Origin of the sequence: Variovorax sp. V15 (assembly GCF_041154425.1) — a bacterium.
GTDB lineage: Bacteria > Pseudomonadota > Gammaproteobacteria > Burkholderiales > Burkholderiaceae_C > Variovorax > Variovorax guangxiensis.
Genome location: NZ_AP028659.1, coordinates 2,979,583 through 2,998,689 on the forward strand (window position 1 = coordinate 2,979,583; position 19,107 = coordinate 2,998,689).

Genomic DNA, 19,107 nt, shown 5'->3' on the forward strand with positions numbered 1-19,107 from the left:
CATGGCACACGCGTTCGAGGCCGGCGAGGCGAGGGCGGTGTACCGCGCCATCCACGAGCGGCGCGACATGCGCCACTTCGCGGGTGGCCGCGTCGAGCCCGAGGTGCTGCGCCGGCTACTCGACGCGGCGCACCACGCGCCCAGCGTGGGCTTCATGCAGCCGTGGCGCTTCATCCGCATCCGGGGCGAGGCCCTGCGGCAGCAGCTGCATCGCGTGGTCGAGCAGGAGCGCGTGCTGACGGCCCGCGCCCTCGGCGAGCGCGAGGACGAGTTCATGCGCCTGAAGGTGCAGGGCCTGCTCGATGCCGCCGAGCTGCTGGCGGTGACGCTGGCCGACGGGCGCGAGAAGCACGTGTTCGGCCGCCGCACGCTGCCGCAGATGGACCTGGCCTCGGCCTCCTGCGCCATCCAGAACCTCTGGCTCGCGGCGCGCGCCGAGGGGCTGGGCATGGGCTGGGTGTCGCTGTTCGACCCGGCAGAGGTGGCCGCGCTGCTGGGCCTGCCCGAGGGCGCGGAGCCCATCGCCTTGCTGTGCCTGGGCCCCGTGCACGCCTTCTACGAAGAACCGATGCTGCAGCGCGAACGCTGGGCCCGGCGCGAGCCGCTGGCCTCGCTGGTGTTCGACGAAAGCTGGGGCCGGCCTTCGGACCTGTTCGATCAATCCACCGCCGTGGAGCGCACCTGATGCTGGCCTTCGACTCCGTTCTCTTCGAGCTCGCGCGCTTGTTTCTCTGGCCGGTGACGCTGGGCGTGCTGCTGTCCTTCGTCTATGCCGTGTACTGCCTTGGCGCGTTCGGCGTCGAATACCTGCAGCGCCGCCGCGATCCGTCGCGCGCGCTGGTGCTGCAAAGCCACGCGCAGGCCAGCCAGGAGCAGATGGAGCTGGTGGTGCTCAAGCAGCTCGAAGGCGTGCGCCTGTGCAGCCGCGTGGCGCCGATGCTGGGGCTGATCGCCACCATGATCCCCATGGGCCCCGCGCTGGTGGCCGTGGCCTCGGGCGAATCGCAGGGCGTGGCGCAGAGCCTGGCACCGGCCTTCGCGAGCGTGATCGTGGCGCTGGCCTCGGCTTCCATCACCTTCGTGGTCTACACCGTGCGCCGCCGCTGGCTGATGCGCGAACTGGTGACGGTACTCGACGCGCGGGACCGCCTCTCATGAGCCGGCGCCAGTTCTCGATATTGAGCAGCCTGGACAGCGACGACGACGATCCGGTGCTCTCGACCATCAATCTGATCGACGTGTTCATGGTGGTGATCGGCATGCTGATGATCGCGGTCATCAACAACCCGATGAATCCCTTCGCACAGGACAAGGTGACGATCATCCGCAACGAAGGCCAGCCGGACATGGAGATCGTGACGCGCGAGGGCCGCAAGATCACGCGCTTCAAGGCCAGTGGTGCGACGGGGCAGGGCGACGGCGAGAAGGCCGGCACCGCCTGGCGGCTGAAGGACGGGACGATGGTCTACGTGCCGGCGGACGCGGAGCTGGCCGGGCCGGGCGGGAAGTGACGCGGCTTCTTCTTTCGGCCTGGCTCCTTCTTTCCGGGCTGGGATTTCTTCTTCCGGCGCATGCGCAGCAGCAGGGGCCTGCACGCGTCGTGGTGCTGAGCACCTCGCTGGTGTCGCCGGCGCGCGTGGTGCGGCTTCAGGCCGCGGCGCGCGAGGCGGGGCTGCCCTTGCAGGTGCTGTCGGCTTCGCAGGACTCGCCCGAGGCACTGGCCGCCGCGATCGACGGAGCGGGCCTGCTCGTGATCGACGCGCCGCACATCAGCGTGGCGCAGGCGGCGGCAGCGCGTTTCGGCGATGCGATCTCGCGCAGCGCGGTGCCCTACGTGCTGGTCGGCGAGTTCGCGCTGGTGGCCAAGGGCCGGACGACCGCCGCCGCACCGCTCGCGGCCGAGCGCGGCGTCGATGCCGCATGGGCCGAGCGGCTGCGCGAGTTCTGGCGCTTTGCGGGCACGGCCAACCTGGGTGCGTCGATGAAGGCGCTGCGGCAGCCCGGCAGGCTGGACGGGCTGCCCGATCCCGTGCCGCTTCCGCTCGCCGGCATCTACCACCCAGGCTGGCCGAGCGTCGAAACGGACATGGCCGCCGTCGAAAAGCTGCCGGGCAGCGGCACCGTCGCCATCGCCATCAACAGCGCCACGGTGACGGGCGACGACACCGGCTGGCTCGATGCGCTGATCGCATCGCTGGAAGCCCGCGGCCTGCGCGCCTACGCCTTCTACGGCCCGCGCCAGCAGAAGGACCTGTTCTTCCGCATGACGCACGACGGCGAACATCGCGTGGCCGACGCCATCGTCAACGCATCGCTGGTCTTCAGCCCCAACGAGCGCAAGGCCGAGTTGGAGCGCATCGGCGTGCCGGTGCTGCAGACGCTGCCCTCGCTGGCGATGGACGCCGCGCAATGGGCGAAGAGCAAGGACGGCCTCGCGCAGACCGACATCGCCGCCTACTACAGCCCGAGCGAACTGGCCGGCATGACCGACCCGATGCTCGTGAGTGCCCGCGATGCAGCGAGCGGCACGCTGCAGCCGCTGCCCGCGCAGATCGAGGCCGTGGCCGTCAAGGCCGCGGCGCTGCTGCGCTTGCAACGCACGCCACCGGCCGAGCGGCGCGTGGCGATGCTGGTCTACAACTACCCGCCGGGCGAGGCCAACTTCGGCGCCTCGTTCCTGAACGTGCCGCGCAGCGTCAACAACATGCTGGCGGCGATGAAGTCGGCCGGCTACGTTGCCGAGCTGCCCGGCACCGACGCGCTCATCGCGCAGGTGCAGGCGACGATGCGGGCCTACTACCCGACGGGCCAGGGCGACGAGCTGCAGCCGCTGCTCGACAAGGACCTCGCCGACACGCTCCCGCTTTCTGACTACCTCGCATGGTTCCGCGCGCTGCCGCAGGAGACGCGGCGGCGCATCGAGAGCTACTGGGGGCCGCCCGAGAAGTCGACCATGCTGCGCACCGTGTCGGGCGGGCCGGCCTTCGTGATCCCGCGCGTGCGCTTCGGCAACGTCGTCGTGCTGCGCCAGCCGCCGCGGTTCGAGCCCGGCACGCAGGTGGTGGGCAAGGCCGAGCAGGTCTATCACCGTTCGGCCGTTCCGCTGAGCCACGGCTACCTCGCCACCTACCTCTGGCTGCGCACCCACTTCGGCGCCAGCGCGGTGGTGCACGTGGGCACGCACGGCACGGTCGAGTGGTCGGCGGGCAAGGAGCGCGGGCTGTCGGTGCAGGACGATCCGCTGCTCGCGCTCGGCGACCTGCCCAACGTGTACCCGTACATCATGGACAACCTCGGCGAAGCCACCACCGCCAAGCGGCGCGGCCGCGCGACCATGGTGAGCCACTCGACACCCATGTTCGCGCCGGCGGGCTTCCGCCCCGGCGTGCAGGAGATGCACGAGCGCATGCACGAGTGGGAGACGCTCTCGCCCGGCTCCGTTAAGACGGCTCTGGAAAAGCGGCTCACGGCCGAGTTCGCCGAGCACCGCTACGACCGCGACCTGGGCTGGACGCCCGCGCGCATCCGCGCCGATTTCGCGGGTTTCATCGCGGTGCTGCATCCGTACCTCGACGAGCTCGCCCAGACCGCGCAGCCGCTGGGCCTCGCGACTTTCGGGCAGGCGCCCGACGCGCAGCGCAGGCGCATGACCATCCTGCAGATACTCGGCAAGCCGTTGGTCGAGGCGCTGGGCGAGGACATCGACGAGGCCTTCCTGATCGACGCGAAGAACGTCGCCGGCTCGCGCCCCGCGCGATGGGTGGAACAGGCGCTCGCCGACGCGCAGGCCGCCAGCGCCATGGGCAAGACGGAGGTCGATAGGCAGAAGCTGCTGGAGTTGGCCGCACGTGCCCGCAAGCTCGACGACGTGCTCGCGCACAACGAGGAAATCGAAGGGCTGCTGACCGCGCTCGACGGCCGCTACCTCAAGTCCAGCTACGGCGGCGACCCGGTGCGCAACCCCGACAGCCTGCCGACCGGGCGCAATCTCTATGGCTTCGACCCGAGCCGCGTGCCCACCCGCGCGGCGTGGGACACGGGGGTCGCCGCGATGGACGCATGGATCGCGCAGCACGCCAAGACCCATGCCGGCAAGCCGCCCGAGAAGATCGCCTTCACCCTCTGGGCCGGCGAGGCCTCGCGACACCAGGGCGTGCTGGAGAGCCAGGCCTTCTATGCCATGGGTGTGAGGCCGCGCTGGGACGAGGGCGGGCGCATGGCGGGCATCGAGATCATTCCGGCGTCGCAGCTGAAGCGGCCGCGCATCGACGTGCTGGTCAGCGTCACAGGCTCCTACCGCGACCAGTTTCCGGCCGTGATGCGCTGGCTCGACGAGGCGGTGCAGCAGGTCGCTGCCTTGCGCGAGCCCGGCAATGCCGTGGCGCGCAACAGCGAGGCCATGGCGCGCAAGCTGCGCGCTGAAGGTTCGGCGGCGGATGAGGCGCAACGCTGGTCCATCGCCCGCGTGTTCTCCAACGAGCAGGGCAGCTACGGCGCCGGGCTGGAGGAAGCCGCGCTCGCGAGCGATGTGTGGAAGAACCAGCAGCGCGGCGGCGGCGACGCGCAGATGGCGCAGCTCTACATGGACCGCATGGGCCATGCCTACGGCAAGGGCCTCGACGGCGCAGCGCGTCCGGGCGCGTATGCCGGCAATCTCGCGCAGGTCGATGCGGCGCTGATGGCGCGCAGCTCCAACCTCTACGGCGTGCTCACCAACGACGACCCGTTCCAGTACCTGGGCGGCATCGCGCAGGCGGTGCGGCATCTCACCGGCAAGGACCCGGCGCTGTACGTGCAGAACCTGCGCGACGGCGCCGAGGTGCGCACCGACACCGCGGCCGGCGCCATCGCGCGCGAGATGCAGACGCGCTACCTGCACCCGCAGTGGATCGAGGCCCAGAAGGCCGAGGGCTACAGCGGCACGCTGCAGGTGCTGAAGACCGCGCAGTTCCTCTGGGGCTGGCAGGTGACCGCGCCGCAGGCAGTGCGGCAGGATCAGTGGCAGTCGCTGCACGACGTGTACGTGCGCGACCGGTACCGGCTGGGCACGCGCGAATGGCTGGAAGGCGACAACCGCGTGGCCTTCGCGCAGACGCTGGAGCGCATGCTCGATGCGGTGAGGCTGAATTATTGGAAGCCGGATGCCGCCACGCGGCGCGAACTGGCGCAGGCCTATGCGCAGGCGATGCGGGCGACGGGGCTGCGCGAGCCGAATGCGGGTGTGCAGCGCTTCGTGCAGGCCGAACTGGCGCCGGCTCCGGTTTCGCCCAGGCCGCAGCCGGCCGTCACTCCCGTGGTCGTGCAGGCGCCCGCGCCGGCAGCGGCCTCTGAACCTGCTCCCGCGCCGGACGGCCCGCGGCCCGTCTTCGGCCTGAAGCTGGAGCAGACGCCAGCGGATGCACCGCCGCCCAAGGCCGACGAAGCCGCCGTCCTGCGGCTCTGGATGGCGCTGGGCGCCGCGCTGCTTCTGGCGTTCGGCGCGGCGATGCAATGGCGCCGGGGCAGGGCGGCCGCCTGATTCGCGAGAATGGCGGCTTCCATGCCCTTGCCGAGTTCCGAATACGCCATCGCCTTCGCCGCCGCGCTGTGGATAGCGCTGGCCGTCGATCGCTGGCTGGGCGAGCCGCCAGCGCCGCTGCATCCGGTCGTGTGGATGGGGCGCTATCTGGGCACGGGGTCGCGCATCGCGCCGCGTATTCATGAGGCCAAGACGGTCGATCTGCCGATGTTCTTCTGCGGCGCGCTGGTGTGGTGCGTGGGGGCGATGTGCGTCTGGGGCATCGCGATGGCCCTGCAGACGCTGGCGGTGCTGCATCTGCCCGTATGGGCGGTGGCGCTGGTGCTGGGCCTGCTGCTCAAGCCGCTCTTCGCCTGGCGCATGCTGCGCGACGAGGTGCTCGCGGTCGAGGCGGCGCTGGGCGTTTCGCTCGATGCCGGGCGCGCTCGGCTGGCGCGCCTTGTGAGCCGTGACGTCGAGCGTCTCAGCGAGCGCGAGGTGCGCGAGAGCGCCATCGAATCGCTCGCCGAGAACCTCAACGATTCGCTGGTGGCGCCCGTCTTCTGGTTCGTGCTGCTGGGCCTGCCGGGCGCGGCGCTCTACCGTTTCGCCAACACCGCCGATGCGATGTGGGGCTATCGAGGCGAGCGCAACGGCCGCGACTGGACCTGGTTCGGCAAATGGGCCGCGCGCGTCGACGACGTGCTCTCGTGGATTCCTGCTCGCATCACTGTGGCGCTGCTCGCGCTGGCCGCATGGCGCTGGCCTTCAGGGCTGTCTGAAGAAGCCCGCCGCACGCCGTCGCCCAACAGCGGCTGGCCGATGGCGACGGTGGCCCTGCTGCTCGGCGTGCGGCTGGCGAAGCCGGGCGTGTATGCGCTGAATGCCGAGGGAGCCGCCCCGACGCCGGCGGATACCGGCCGTGCCGCGCAGCTTGGCCAGCGGGGCGTGCTGCTGCTGGCGAGCGGCGTCCTGTTGCTGGCCGGCGCGCTACTGTTCTTCGTGCCATGACCGACGCTGACTCCCTGTTCACCCACGGCGGCCCGGACGCGCTCGGCGCGCCCGCGCACGACTTCTCCACCAACGCCAACGCATGCGGCCCGAGCCCCGGGGCGATGGAGCTGGTGCGTGCGGCCGACCTGTCCCGCTATCCCGATCCGGCCTACACGGCGCTGCGCGAGCAAGTCGCGGCCATGCACGGCGTGGACGCGTGGCGCATCGTGCTCGCGGCCGGGGCCAGCGAATTCATCCGGCGCATCACGACCTGGGTGGCGCTCGAAAACCGGAACGGGCATGGCGAGGCAGCGCTGCCGGCCATGTCATACGGCGACTACGCCGCGAGCGCTCGGGCGCTCGGGTTGCAGGTGGTGCGCGCACCGCATGTGGCGCGGCGGCCCTGGCTGGCCTGGTGCTGCGATCCCTCTGCGCCGCTGGGCCAGGCGCAGCAGGGCATCGGCGAAACCGTCGATGCCCTGCCCGAAGGCGTGCCATGCGTGCTCGACCGCGCCTACGAGCCTCTGCGGCTGGAAGGCCGTCTCGCACTGAACCAGCGGCAGCTGGACCGCGTCTGGCAGATGTGGTCGCCCAACAAGGCGCTCGGCATGACGGGCGTGCGCGCGGCCTATGCGATCGCACCGGCTGATGCGCAGGACGCGGTGCGCACGCTGTTGCGCCTTGCAGCCTCGTGGCCGGTGGGCGCGGATGGCGTGGCGATGCTTTCGGCCTGGACACAGCCCGGTGTGCAGCAGTGGCTGCGCGACAGCCTCGTCACCCTGCGTGCGTGGAAGGCGTCGCAGACGGCCTTGTGCAGCGAGATGGGCTGGCAGGTATGGCCGAGCGACGCCAACTTCCATGTCGCCAAGCCCGGCGCCGACGATTTCGCAGCTCTGCTGAAGCGGCTGCGCGCGGCGGGCATCAAGCTGCGCGACTGCACCTCCTTCGGCCTGCCGGGCCACGTGCGCATGGGCGTGCTGCCGCCAGCCAGCCAGCAGGCGCTGAAAGAAGCCTGGACAAGCGTCGCCTGAACGCCTACATACCCACACCTGAAGAAGAACAGAAGAAAAAATGCTCTACGCCATCACCACGCTTTTCCTCTGCCAGCTTGCCGGCGAACTGCTCGTGCAGTGGCTGGGGCTGCCCATTCCCGGACCGCTGATCGGCATGGTGTTCCTGTTCATCGGCCTGCTGGTGCGCGGCAGCGTTCCGCAGGTGCTGAACGAAACATCGGGCCATCTGCTGCGCAACCTGATGCTGCTGTTCATTCCGGCCGTCACCGGCGTGATGCTGCATTTCGAGAGGGTGGGGCGCGAGTGGCTGCCTTTTCTCGCCGCCGGCATCGTGGGGGCGGCCTTCACCATGACGGTCACCGCGCTCACCTTCCGCTGGATGATCCGCATCACCGGCAAGGACGCCCAATAGATGACCGCGCCCGCCAGGCTCTTCGAGATCTGGGTGTTCCTGGCCCAGTCGCCGCTGCTGTGGCTGTCGCTCACGCTGCTGGCGTACCTGGGGGCGCTGTGGCTGCACGCACGCAGCGGGCGCAACCCGATGGTCAACCCGGTGCTGATCTCGGTGATCGTGATCGTCACCGTGCTGCTGCTCACGCGCACGCCCTACGACACGTATTTCGAGGGCGCGAAGTTCGTGCACTTCCTGATCGGGCCCGCCACGGTGGCGCTGGCCGTGCCGCTGTATGGGCAGATCGACCGGCTGCGGCGGCTGTGGCTGCCCATCGGCGTGGCGCTGGTCGTGGGGTCGGTCGCGGCCATCGTCTCGGCCGTGGGCATCGCATGGGTGCTGGGGGGCTCGCACGAGCTGATGATGTCGCTCGCGCCCAAGTCGGCCACCATGCCCATCGCGATGGGCGTGGCCGAGAAGATCGGCGGGCTGCCCTCGCTGGCGGCGGTGGCCGCGGCTGTCGCGGGCATCTCGGGCGCGATCATGGCCACCGGTTTGCTGAACCTGCTGCGCATCCGGGAGCCGGCGGTGCGCGGCTTCGCGGTCGGCATGGCTGCGCACGGCATCGGCACGGCGCGTGCCATCCAGGTGAACGAGACGGCGGGCGCGTTCTCGGCGCTGGCGATGGGACTCAACGGCATCGCCACCGCGCTGCTGGTGCCGCTGATCGTGAAGCTGATGGGAGCCTAGAACAGCATGGCGAAGCCCGCTGTGGAACCGCGTCAGATGGAGCTGGTCTGGCCTTCCAAGGCCTATCTGCCAAGCTACGTCTCCGCGCTCAACCGCGGCTGGGCGCGCGACGAGACGCGGCCCGAATCGGGCGCCGAGGACCGCGCCGCCATCAAGGCGAACGCCGACCGCTTCCTTGCGAGCCTGGTCGACCGCGAGGCGAAGGGCGGCCGCATCGTCATGCCCGACGGCTCCAAGGTCCGGCGCCTGCCAGGCTACAAGTGCTGGATGTGGGACGGCGAGTTCTGCGGCAGCATCGACCTGCGCTGGCAGCCCGGCACCGACGCCTTGCCGCTCTACTGCCTGGGCCACATCGGCTACAACGTCGTGCCCTGGAAGCAGCGCAAGGGCTACGCCACGCGCGCGCTCGGCGCGATGCTCAAGCTCGCGGCCGGAGAGGGCCTCAAGCGCGTGGAGATCACCACCAGCCCCGACAACTTCGCTTCGCAGAAGGTGATCGTGGCGAACGGCGGCGAGCTGGTCGAGACCTTCATCACCCTGCCGAGCCAGGGGAGCCTGACGAAGCTGCGCTATCGCATCGCGCTTGTCTGAATCGCGGCTGGCGCAGAATCGCACTCCCGCAAACCGAGCCGGAGAAGAACTTCATGGCCCAGTACACAGCGGAAGTCCTCTGGCTGCGTGGCGAGCAGGACTTCCTCGCGAACACCTACAGCAGGCGGCACTCGCTGCGCTTCGACGGCGGCGCCGAAGTGGCCGCGTCTTCCTCGCCGCACGTGGTGCCGCTGCCGATGTCGGATGCATCGGCGGTCGATCCGGAGGAGATGTTCGTGGCCTCGCTGTCGAACTGCCACATGCTGTGGTTCCTCTCGATGGCGGTGAAGCGCAGGTTCGTGGTCGACCGGTATTTCGATGCGGCCGTGGGCGTGATGGAGAAGAACGCCGAAGGAAAGATGGCGATGACTGTGGTCACGCTGCGGCCGCAGGTGAGCTTCTCCGGCGACAACCTGCCCACGCGCGAGCAGATCGGGCAGATGCATCACCGGGCGCACGAGGAATGCTTCATCGCCAACTCGGTGAAGACCGAGGTGCGCTGCGAGCCGGTGTTCTGACCCGGCCGCGCGGGGTCAGCCGACGAGCGAACGGCTCTTCATCTCGAGCCGGGTAACGAGGCGCTGCAGCGCGCTTTCGGCGCCCGGCGGCAGCGCCAGGAAGCGGAAGCCCAACTGGTAGCGCGGCGTGCCGTTGGGCTGCATGCCGGGGCGCAGCGACACCAGTTCCAGGTCGAGCGTGAGGCGCCCGAGCGCTCCCAGCGAAAGTTCGCAGTCCCGCAGGAAGGTGCCGACTGGCAACGCGGCCGCGCGTTCGTCGCGGGTGCGCAGGCCTACGCCGCCCAGCGACAGGTCCTGCACCTCGAAGGAGAAGGCCTCGCGGTTGGGCAGGATGCCGGAGCAGGTGTACGAATCGGCGATCGGCGCGTCCACACGGAAGTACTCGCGCCGCTGCAGGTAGACGAGCATCTCCGGAAAGTCGGCCTCGAACGCCGGCATGCCCTCGTAGCGGATCTCGCGCGGCGAGGCGATGGAGAACTCGATGCGCACGCCGTCCTGCTGGGCCTCGAAGTGGCAGCGCGGCGCCGCCAGCAGGCCCTGGTTCTGCTCGGGCGAGGCGCCCCAGTCGAAGATGAAGACGCGGGCGCGGGTGTCCACGTCGAGCAGCTGCGTCACCAGATGGCCGCCCGCGTATTGCACGGTGAGGTTGTCGCGGCGGCCGGCGAGGTTGCGCAGGTGGACGCCGATCTCCGCCGGCGTGCGGCGGCCGAATCCGCTGGTGTGCTCGGCTGCATTCGACTGTTCTGTATCCATGAGCTTGTGTGTCTGTTTTCCGGCGCGCGCATGGGCGGGCTGGCTCCCGGGGCCGGATGCCGGGTGGAGGGTGTCGGGACGGGTTTCCGGCAGGCAGCCGAAGTGATTAACGGCATTTGCCGGCCGGAATTTAGGGCTGCGCGGCGATCTGCAGGCAGATCGCCGCCCGATCGGCCCCCTGCAGCGGCAATTCCCGCGGTCAGCGGCGCTGCAGCCTCGGGTTCTTGGCGAACAACTCGGCGGCCCAGTCCACGAAGGCGCGCACCTTCGCGCTCAGGTGGCGGTTGGGCGGATAGACCACATGGATGGGCAGCGGGTCGCGCTGCCAGTCGGGCAGGATCTGCACCAGCTCGCCGCTTTCCAGCAGCGGCTCGGCCATGAAGGTGATGCACTGCGAAATGCCGAAGCCGCCGAGCACCGCCGTGATGTGCGCGTTGCTCTCGTTCACGGCCACGCGGTAGGGACCGTTCAGCTCGATCACCTCGTCGCCCTTCTTGAACTCGTGCGGATACACGCGCCGCGTGGTGCCCGAGAAGTAGCTGACCACGTGATGGCGCTTCTCGATGTCGTTCGGATGCTGCGGGATGCCGTAGCGCTTTACATAGGCCGGCGACGCCACGGTGACGAAATCCAGCGTGCCGATGCGCCGGGCCACCAGCGACTGGTCGCTGAGCTCGCCCGCGCGGATCACGCAGTCGACGTTGTCGCTGATGAGGTCGACGGTGCGGTCGCTCACGCCCAAGTCGACCTGGATGTCGGGGTAGCGGTCGCAGAAGGTGGCCAGCGCGGGCAGGATGATCAGCCTCGCCACCGATGTGCCGACGTCGATGCGCAGCCGCCCCGTGGGGTTGGCCTGCGCATTCGTCATGCTGGCTTCCATGTCGTCGAAGTCGTTGAGCAGGCGCGCGGCCCGCTCGAAGTAGGCCGCGCCGTCGGGCGTGACGGTGACGCGGCGCGTGGTGCGGTTGAGCAGCTTCACGCGCAGGCGCGATTCGAGCGCCTGAATCTGCTTGGTGACCGTGCCCTTGGGGAGGGCCAGCGAGTCCGCTGCCCGGGTGAAGGTGCCGGCTTCCACGACGCGGACGAAGATCCGCATGGCCTGGATTTGATCCATCGAATGCCTGTTCTGGGTTCCCGGCCCACACCGGGGGAGGCGGATTCTCACACAAGGAGACAATTCCCTCCGGTGGCACCGCCTGTTGCCTTGAGCTGTGCTGATTGTTGTCCGTTTGGAAACAGAGTGGGGTCGGCCGACCCTGTTTATGGACAGATCGGCCGACTTATATTTCAACCATCGCCCAAATCCCCGAGGTCGCCCATGTCACCCGTTCCATCGTCCCGTTCTGCCGAAGCTGCCGCCCGCGCTGCGGCACAAGGCGTGGAAGCCGATCTTTCGATCGAGCTGCCCGGCCGCGAACCGGTCGGTGCCCGTGTGTACGGCCAGCGCGCCAAGGGCGATGTAGCGCCGCTGGTGCTGCATTTCCACGGCGGCACCTTCGTCTGCGGCGGCCTGGACAACGGCCGCAACGTGGCGCGGCTGCTGGCCGGGGCGGGCGCGGTGGTGGTTTCGCTGGCCTACCCGCTGGCGCCCCAGTCTCCGTTCCCGGAGCCCATCGAAGTGGGCTATGCGGCCCTCGAATGGCTCTACAAGCAGCGCACCAAGCTCGGCGGCAAGGGCTCCCAGGTCTATCTGGCCGGCGAGGAAGCCGGCGGCAACCTGGCGGCAGCCGTGGCGCTGATCGCCCGCGACCGGGCCCATCCGCCGCTCGCGGGCCAGATCCTGCTGTCGCCCATGCTCGACCCCTGTGCCGGCACCGCCTCGCTGCGCAACGCCACCAACGACGCGGCCGAATGCCGCTGGGCCAGTGGCTGGGAGAAGTACCTGAGCTGCCCCTCGAACGCGATGCACCCCTACGCAGTGCCCAGCGGTTCGCTGCGGCTGTCGGCACTGGCGCCCGCGCTGGTGCTGGTGGGTGCCGACGACGCCATGCACGACGAGGCAATGACCTTCGCCAACCGCCTGCGCGCGGCCGGCATCGAGGTCACGAGCAGCGTGCTGCCCAGCGCGGCCAACTGGCCCAAGGCGCTGTACGACACCGAGAACACGGGCTGCGTAGCCTGTGAAGCGGCGGTGCAGCAGCACTTCCGTGAGTTCTTCAGCGCGACGACGCCGCCGCCCGCGACGGCCAACCACCCCAGCTAGTTCCCGCCGGTCACCGGCTGCCTGATCGACACGCTGCCAGCGCGGCCGCGTGCCGGGGCCCCTTTTTCCCTGAAATCCCGCCTCCTGGTGCCAAAAGCGCCGGGGTGGCTTGTTGCATCCCAAAAGTCATCGAGAAGGACTGAACATCATGTCGAACAACGAGAAAAAGCTGTCTTCCGCCGCCCGCAAGGGCCTCTGGCCTGCCGTGACCGGCCTCACCGCGCTGCTGGCCGTGGCCGCGGCGGTGGTGGGCATGTACAGCTTCAAGGCCGAAGCCAACAACGCACCGGCGGCGCCGCAGGCCACGCCGGTGTCGGTCGCCACGGTGGCGGCGAGCGAGATCAACGCCTGGGACGAGTTCTCGGGCCGCCTCGAAGCCGTGCAGCGCGTCGACGTGCGCTCCCGCGTGGCGGGCGCCGTGCAGGCGGTGCACTTCCGCGAGGGCGCGCTGGTGAAGCAGGGCGACCTGCTGGTCACCATCGACCCCGCGCCGTATGCGGCCGAGGTCGAGCGTGCCGAGGCGCAGGTGGCTTCCGCGCAGGCCCGCCAATCGTTCAGCCGCAGCGAGCAGGAGCGCGCCAAGCGCCTGTGGGACGACAAGGCCATCGCCCAGCGCGAGTACGACGAGCGTGTGAACGCCGGCCGCGAAGCCGAAGCCAACCTGCGCGCGGCGCAAGCTTCGCTGCAGTCGGCGCGCCTGAACCTGGGCTACACCCAGGTGCGTGCGCCGGTGTCGGGCCGCATCGGCCGCATCGAGGTGACGGTGGGCAACCTGGTGGCGGCCGGTCCGGGCGCTCCGGTGCTGACCACGCTGGTGTCGGTGAGCCCGATCTACGCGAGCTTCGATGCCGACGAACAGGTCATCACCCGCGCGCTGAAGGAGCTGCCCAGCGGCTCCAGCGCCCGCGGCCAGATCGAGAGCATTCCGGTGCAGATGGGTACCGCCGGCATGGACGGCACGCCCTTCACCGGCAAGCTGCAGCTGATCGACAACCAGGTCGATGCCCGCAGCGGCACGGTGCGCGTTCGTGCCTCGTTCGACAACAAGGACGGCGCCCTGATTCCCGGCCAGTTCGCCCGCATCCGCATGGGTCAGGCCCGCAACGACACCGCGCTGCTGGTGAGCGAACGCGCCATCGGCACCGACCAGAACAAGAAGTTCGTGATGGTCGTGGGTGACGACAGCAAGGCCGTCTACCGCGAAGTGACGCTCGGTGCCTCCATCAACGGCCTGCGTGTCGTGAGCAAGGGCCTGAAGGCGGGCGACCGCGTGATCGTCAACGGCCTGCAGCACATCCGCCCGGGTGCGGTGGTGGCGCCGCAGCAGGTGACGATGGACGCGAAGGCCGATACGAAGCAACAACAACCGGAACGCGTGGCAGAGGCCGCCAAATCTTGAACCACCCCCAGGCTTGCTCACTTCGTGTAGCCGCCAACCCCCTCACGGGGGCAACACCAGCGGCCCGGCAAAGCCGGTTCCGCGGTGTTCCTGAAATGGGAGCCACTTGGATGCTGCGTGCTTGCACGCGGCGTGGACCGCGCACGACGCGGTGGAGTAAACGAACATGAATCTCTCAAAATTCTTCATCGACCGGCCGATCTTTGCCGGCGTGCTGTCGCTACTGATGCTGATAGCCGGCCTGATCGCGTTGCGCGGTCTGCCGATCTCGGAGTACCCGGAAGTCGCGCCGCCGTCGGTGGTGGTGCGCGCCCAGTACCCCGGGGCCAATCCGAAGGTGATCGCTGAAACAGTGGCCACCCCGCTCGAAGAGCAGATCAACGGCGTCGAAGGCATGCTCTACATGGGCAGCCAGGCGACCACCGACGGCGTGCTGACGCTCACCGTCACCTTCCGCCTCGGCACCGATCCCGACAAGGCACAGCAGCTGGTGCAGAACCGCGTCTCGCAAGCCGAGCCGCGCCTGCCCGAGGAAGTGCGCCGTCTCGGCATCACGACCGTCAAGAGCGCGCCCGACCTGACGATGGTGGTCCACCTCGTCTCGCCGAACAACCGCTACGACATCAACTACCTGCGCAACTACGCGGTGCTGAACGTGAAGGACCCGCTGGCGCGCATCGAAGGCGTGGGCCAGGTCCAGATCTTCGGCGGCGGCGACTACTCCATGCGCGTGTGGCTCGACCCGCAGAAGGTCGCGCAGCGCGGCCTGTCGGCTTCCGACGTGGTGGCCGCCATCCGCGGCCAGAACGTGCAGGCTGCGGCCGGCGTGGTCGGCGCTTCGCCGGGCCTGTCGGGCGTGGACATGCAGCTGTCGATCAATGCGCAGGGCCGCCTGCAGAGCGAGGAAGAGTTCGGCGACATCATCGTCAAGAGCGGCACCGACGGCGCCGTCACACGTCTTCGCGACATCGGCCGCCTCGAGATGGGCGCCGCCGACTACTCGCTGCGCTCGCTGCTGAACAACGACCCGGCCGTCGGCATGGGCGTGTTCCAGGCGCCGGGCTCCAACGCGCTCGACATCTCTGCCAACGTCCGCAAGACGATGGAAGAGCTCAACAAGAACATGCCCGAGGGCCTGGAATACCGCATCGCCTACGACCCGACGCAGTTCGTGCGCGCGTCCATCGAGTCGGTGATCCACACGCTGCTCGAAGCCATCATGCTGGTGGTGCTGGTCGTGATCCTGTTCCTGCAGACCTGGCGCGCTTCCATCATCCCGCTGCTGGCCGTGCCGGTGTCGGTGATCGGTACCTTCGCGGTGCTGCACATCCTCGGTTTCTCGATCAACGCGCTGAGCCTGTTCGGGCTGGTGCTGGCCATCGGCATCGTGGTGGACGACGCCATCGTTGTGGTGGAGAACGTCGAGCGGAACATCGAAGCCGGCCTGACGCCGCGTGAGGCCACGTACCGCGCCATGCGCGAAGTGTCGGGCCCGATCATCGCGATCGCGCTGGTGCTGGTGGCCGTGTTCGTGCCGCTGGCCTTCATCAGCGGCCTCACGGGCCAGTTCTACCGCCAGTTCGCGGTGACCATCGCGATCTCTACGGTGATCTCGGCCATCAACTCGCTGACGCTGTCGCCCGCGCTCGCCGCCTTGCTGCTGCGCGGCCACGACGAGCCCAAGGACGCGCTGACGCGCGGCATGGACCGCGTCTTCGGCTGGCTGTTCCGCGGCTTCAACCGCTTCTTCCATCGCGGCTCCGAGGCCTACAGCGGCGGCGTCAAGCGCGTGATTTCGCGCAAGGCGCTGATGCTGGGGATCTACGTCGCGCTCATCGCGGTGACCTTCGGCCTGTTCAAGGCGGTGCCCGGCGGCTTCGTGCCGGCGCAGGACAAGCAATACCTGATCGGTTTTGCGCAACTGCCCGACGGCGCCACGCTGGACCGCACCGACGAGGTGATCCAGCGCATGGGCGAGATCATGAAGAAGAACCCGAACGTGGAAGACGCCATCGCCTTCCCGGGCCTGTCGATCAACGGCTTCACCAACAGCTCCAACTCGGGCATCGTGTTCGCCACGCTCAAGCCCTTCGACCAGCGCAAGCGCCCCGACCAGAGCGGCGGCGCGGTGGCGGGCCAGCTCAACGGCGCGTTCTCGAGCATCCAGGACGCCTTCATCGTGATGTTCCCGCCGCCGCCGGTGGCGGGCCTGGGCACCACGGGCGGCTTCAAGCTGCAGCTGGAAGACCGCGGCTCGGTGGGCTACGACCAGATGGACGCGGCGGTGAAGGCCTTCATGGCCAAGGCACAGCAGGCGCCCGAGCTGGCCGGCATGTTCACCAGCTGGCAGGTCAACGTGCCGCAGCTGTATGCCGACATCGACCGCACCAAGGCCCGCCAGCTCGGCGTGCCGGTGACGGACATCTTCGACACCATGCAGATCTACCTCGGCAGCCTGTACGCCAACGACTTCAACAAGTTCGGCCGCACGTACTCCGTGCGCGTCCAGGCCGATGCGCCTTACCGCGCCCGTGCCGAGGACGTGGGCCTGTTGAAGGTGCGCTCGACCTCGGGCGAGATGGTGCCGCTGTCGGCGCTGATGAAGGTGAATTCGACCTTCGGGCCTGAGCGCGCCATGCGCTACAACGGCTACCTCGCCGCCGACATCAACGGCGGCCCGGCGCCGGGCTATTCCTCGGGCCAGGCGCAGGACGCGATCGTGAAGATCGCCGCCGAGACGCTGCCCAAGGGCGTGAGCTTCGAGTGGACCGAGCTGACCTACCAGGAGATCCTGGCCGGCAACTCCGCCTTCCTGGTGTTCCCTCTGGCGATCCTGCTGGTTTTCCTGGTGCTGGCCGCGCAGTACGAGAGCCTGACGCTGCCGATCGCGATCATCCTGATCGTGCCGATGGGCATCCTGGCCGCGATGACCGGCGTGTGGATATCGGGGGGTGACAACAACGTCTTCACGCAGATCGGGCTGATAGTGCTGGTGGGGCTGAGTGCGAAGAACGCGATCCTGATCGTGGAGTTCGCACGGGAGCTCGAATTCGCAGGCCGCACGCCCGTGCAGGCGGCCATCGAAGCCAGCCGGCTGCGCCTGCGCCCGATTCTCATGACCTCGCTGGCCTTCGTGATGGGCGTGCTGCCCCTCGTGCTGTCGACCGGCGCGGGCTCGGAGATGCGCAAGGCCATGGGCGTGGCGGTGTTCGCCGGGATGATCGGCGTGACGGCCTTCGGCCTGTTCCTCACGCCGGTGTTCTACGTGCTGCTGCGCCGCCTCGCGGGCAACCGGCCGCTGAAGCTGCATGGCGAAGTGCCGCATGGCGACGAGTTCGTGTCTGCCGACCATCCGGCCACGCCTGCCTCGCATGGCGGCTCCGGCGGTGGCGGCATGCACCCGGTGCCTGCCTCGCCGCGTCCCTCGCACGGCTCGCATGACTGACTGATCGGGAAGAAGAAAGAAAGCTGATCATGAAATTCTCAGTACAACCCTTGGTGAAGCCCGCCCGGGCCTTCCGTACCGCCTTGCTGCCCCTGATGGCTGCCCTGGTGCTGGCCGGCTGTGCCACCGTGCCCTCGGGCCTGCCCGAGATCACGACCACGGCCCAGTTCAAGGAGCAGGGCAAGGAGCAACAACAGCAGGGCGCCACGCCGCCCGCCGGGTTCACGCGCGCCGTGCCCGCCGAGGCACAACCGCGCGGCGCCTGGTGGCTGGCGTTCAACGACCCGGTGCTCAATTCGCTGGTCGAGAAGGCCGACGTGAACAACGGCAACATCCAGGCCGCTGCCGCGCGGCTGGCCGAGGCCCGCGCGCTGGCGCGCAGCGCCAACGCCGACCGCCTGCCGCAGATCGGCCTGGGCGCCGGCGCCAACCGCGGCGCCGGCCTGGACAAGGCCACCGCCAGCACGCGCCCGGCCACGATGACCAACATCGGCGCCACCTTCTCGTACGAGGTCGACCTGTTCGGCCGGCTCTCGGGCGCGAGCAAGGCCGCGAACCTGGACGCGGCCGGCCGCGAGGCGCTGCTGCAGAGCACGCGCCTGGCGGTGCAGGCCGAGGTGGCGCAGACCTATCTGCAGCTTCGCGCACTCGATGCGGAGCGCGCGCTGGTGCGCGAGCAGGTCGAGGCCTACCGCGACACGCTGCGCCTGTCGCAGCGCCGCGAGCAGGCCGGCGACATTGCCGAGCTCGACGTGGCGCGGGTGCAGACCGAGGTGTCGTCCACCGAGTCGGACGCGCTCGCGCTCGACCGCCAGCGCGCCCAGGTGGAACATGCGCTCGCGGTGCTGGTGGGCGATTCGGCCTCCAGCTTCGGCCTGAGCGGCGCCGACTGGTCGACCACGCTGCCGAGCATTCCGCCGGGCGTGCCGGCCACGGTGCTCACGCGCCGTCCCGACGTGTCGGCCGCGCAGAGCGCCGTGCTCGCGGCGCAGGCCCGCGTCGGCGTGGCGCAGGCCGCGTGGTTCCCCGACATCTCGCTGACCGGCGCCGCCGGCTACGCCTCGCCCGAGATCGGCGACCTCTTCAAGTGGTCGGCCCGCTCGTGGGGCGTGGGTGCGCTGCTGTCGCTGCCGATCTTCGACGGCGGCCGCCGCGAGGCCGGCGTGCAGGGCGCCAACGCCCAGCTCGACGGCGCGCTCGCGAGCTACCGCACGCAGGTGCTGGTGGCCTTCCAGGAAGTCGAAGACCAGCTGGCCGCCATCCGCACGCTGCAGGAGCAGTCGGTGGTGCAAGCGCAGGCCGTCACCTCGGCGGCCCGTGCGACGAGCCTGTCGGACACGCGCTACCGCAACGGCTACATCAGCCAGCTCGATCTGCTGGACGCCCGCCGCAGCGAGTTGCGCAACCGCCGCCAGGCGCTGCAGGTGAAGTCGGCCCAGTACCAGGCGGCCGTGGGTCTGATCCGCGCCATCGGCGGAGGCTGGGACGTGCCGGCGCCCGTGGCTGCGGCCGGCACCGCGCAGACCACGGTGGCCGCGCGCTGAATCGCTCGGG

General features: G+C 69.4%; 16 protein-coding genes. 14 read left to right on the plus strand and 2 right to left on the minus strand.

All coding sequences use genetic code 11. From position 1 onward, the window contains the following. The first annotated feature begins 1 nt into the window (after position 1). Genes bluB through ACAM57_RS14090 form a run of 10 tightly spaced genes read left to right on the plus strand, consistent with a single transcriptional unit; the run spans position 2 to position 9,753 of the window. A complete protein-coding gene (bluB, locus tag ACAM57_RS14045) occupies positions 2–685 on the plus strand; it encodes a 5,6-dimethylbenzimidazole synthase (protein WP_369662079.1) in 684 nt (227 codons plus the stop codon). Beyond that, positions 685–1,158, plus strand: coding sequence for a MotA/TolQ/ExbB proton channel family protein (locus ACAM57_RS14050; RefSeq protein WP_184637491.1), 474 nt, complete (start codon positions 685–687; stop codon positions 1,156–1,158). The genes bluB and ACAM57_RS14050 overlap by 1 nt, the downstream gene beginning before the upstream one ends. Further along, positions 1,155–1,511 carry a DUF2149 domain-containing protein gene (locus ACAM57_RS14055; protein WP_369662080.1) on the plus strand — a complete coding sequence of 119 codons (357 nt, stop codon included), beginning with the start codon at positions 1,155–1,157 and terminating at the stop codon, positions 1,509–1,511. Before ACAM57_RS14050 ends, ACAM57_RS14055 begins: the two co-directional genes overlap by 4 nt. Beyond that, positions 1,508–5,518, plus strand: a complete 4,011-nt coding sequence (gene cobN, locus ACAM57_RS14060; protein WP_369662081.1) for a cobaltochelatase subunit CobN — start codon at positions 1,508–1,510, stop codon at positions 5,516–5,518. The genes ACAM57_RS14055 and cobN overlap by 4 nt, the downstream gene beginning before the upstream one ends. Positions 5,519–5,539: 21 nt before the next feature. Continuing rightward, on the plus strand, positions 5,540–6,508 hold the full coding sequence (gene cbiB, locus ACAM57_RS14065; RefSeq protein ID WP_369662082.1) for an adenosylcobinamide-phosphate synthase CbiB: 969 nt from the start codon (positions 5,540–5,542) through the stop codon (positions 6,506–6,508). Then, entirely contained in the window at positions 6,505–7,521 is a 1,017-nt protein-coding gene (locus ACAM57_RS14070) for an aminotransferase class I/II-fold pyridoxal phosphate-dependent enzyme (protein ID WP_369662083.1), read from the plus strand. Before cbiB ends, ACAM57_RS14070 begins: the two co-directional genes overlap by 4 nt. 40 nt (positions 7,522–7,561) lie before the next feature. Beyond that, positions 7,562–7,915, plus strand: coding sequence for a CidA/LrgA family protein (locus ACAM57_RS14075; protein WP_369662084.1), 354 nt, complete (start codon positions 7,562–7,564; stop codon positions 7,913–7,915). After that, positions 7,916–8,644, plus strand: coding sequence for an LrgB family protein (locus tag ACAM57_RS14080; RefSeq protein WP_369662085.1), 729 nt, complete (start codon positions 7,916–7,918; stop codon positions 8,642–8,644). A gap of 6 nt (positions 8,645–8,650) precedes the next feature. Beyond that, positions 8,651–9,235, plus strand: coding sequence for a GNAT family N-acetyltransferase (locus tag ACAM57_RS14085; protein ID WP_369662086.1), 585 nt, complete (start codon positions 8,651–8,653; stop codon positions 9,233–9,235). A gap of 53 nt (positions 9,236–9,288) precedes the next feature. Beyond that, on the plus strand, positions 9,289–9,753 hold the full coding sequence (locus ACAM57_RS14090) for an OsmC family protein (protein WP_369662087.1): 465 nt from the start codon (positions 9,289–9,291) through the stop codon (positions 9,751–9,753). Between the two features lie 15 nt (positions 9,754–9,768). Here ACAM57_RS14090 and ACAM57_RS14095 read toward each other — a convergent pair whose 3' ends face one another. Together ACAM57_RS14095 and ACAM57_RS14100 are read right to left on the minus strand one after the other, a co-directional pair. After that, complete coding sequence (locus ACAM57_RS14095; protein WP_369662088.1) at positions 9,769–10,506, minus strand: flagellar brake protein; 738 nt, start codon at positions 10,504–10,506, stop codon at positions 9,769–9,771. A gap of 199 nt (positions 10,507–10,705) precedes the next feature. After that, complete coding sequence (locus ACAM57_RS14100) at positions 10,706–11,620, minus strand: LysR family transcriptional regulator (protein ID WP_126023969.1); 915 nt, start codon at positions 11,618–11,620, stop codon at positions 10,706–10,708. 204 nt (positions 11,621–11,824) lie between these two features. On the opposite strand from ACAM57_RS14100, the gene ACAM57_RS14105 reads away from it, so the two are divergent. The 4 genes from ACAM57_RS14105 to ACAM57_RS14120 all read left to right on the plus strand — a co-directional run bounded on the left by ACAM57_RS14105 (position 11,825) and on the right by ACAM57_RS14120 (position 19,097). Next, positions 11,825–12,709 carry an alpha/beta hydrolase gene (locus ACAM57_RS14105; protein ID WP_126023970.1) on the plus strand — a complete coding sequence of 295 codons (885 nt, stop codon included), beginning with the start codon at positions 11,825–11,827 and terminating at the stop codon, positions 12,707–12,709. A 148-nt stretch (positions 12,710–12,857) separates the two neighbouring features. Next, complete coding sequence (locus tag ACAM57_RS14110; RefSeq protein WP_184637514.1) at positions 12,858–14,108, plus strand: efflux RND transporter periplasmic adaptor subunit; 1,251 nt, start codon at positions 12,858–12,860, stop codon at positions 14,106–14,108. 166 nt (positions 14,109–14,274) lie between these two features. Beyond that, positions 14,275–17,553: an efflux RND transporter permease subunit gene (locus tag ACAM57_RS14115; RefSeq protein ID WP_369662089.1), complete on the plus strand. Its 3,279-nt coding sequence runs from the start codon at positions 14,275–14,277 to the stop codon at positions 17,551–17,553. Positions 17,554–17,582: 29 nt separating this feature from the next. Continuing rightward, positions 17,583–19,097, plus strand: coding sequence for an efflux transporter outer membrane subunit (locus tag ACAM57_RS14120; RefSeq protein WP_369662090.1), 1,515 nt, complete (start codon positions 17,583–17,585; stop codon positions 19,095–19,097). Positions 19,098–19,107 lie beyond the last annotated feature (10 nt).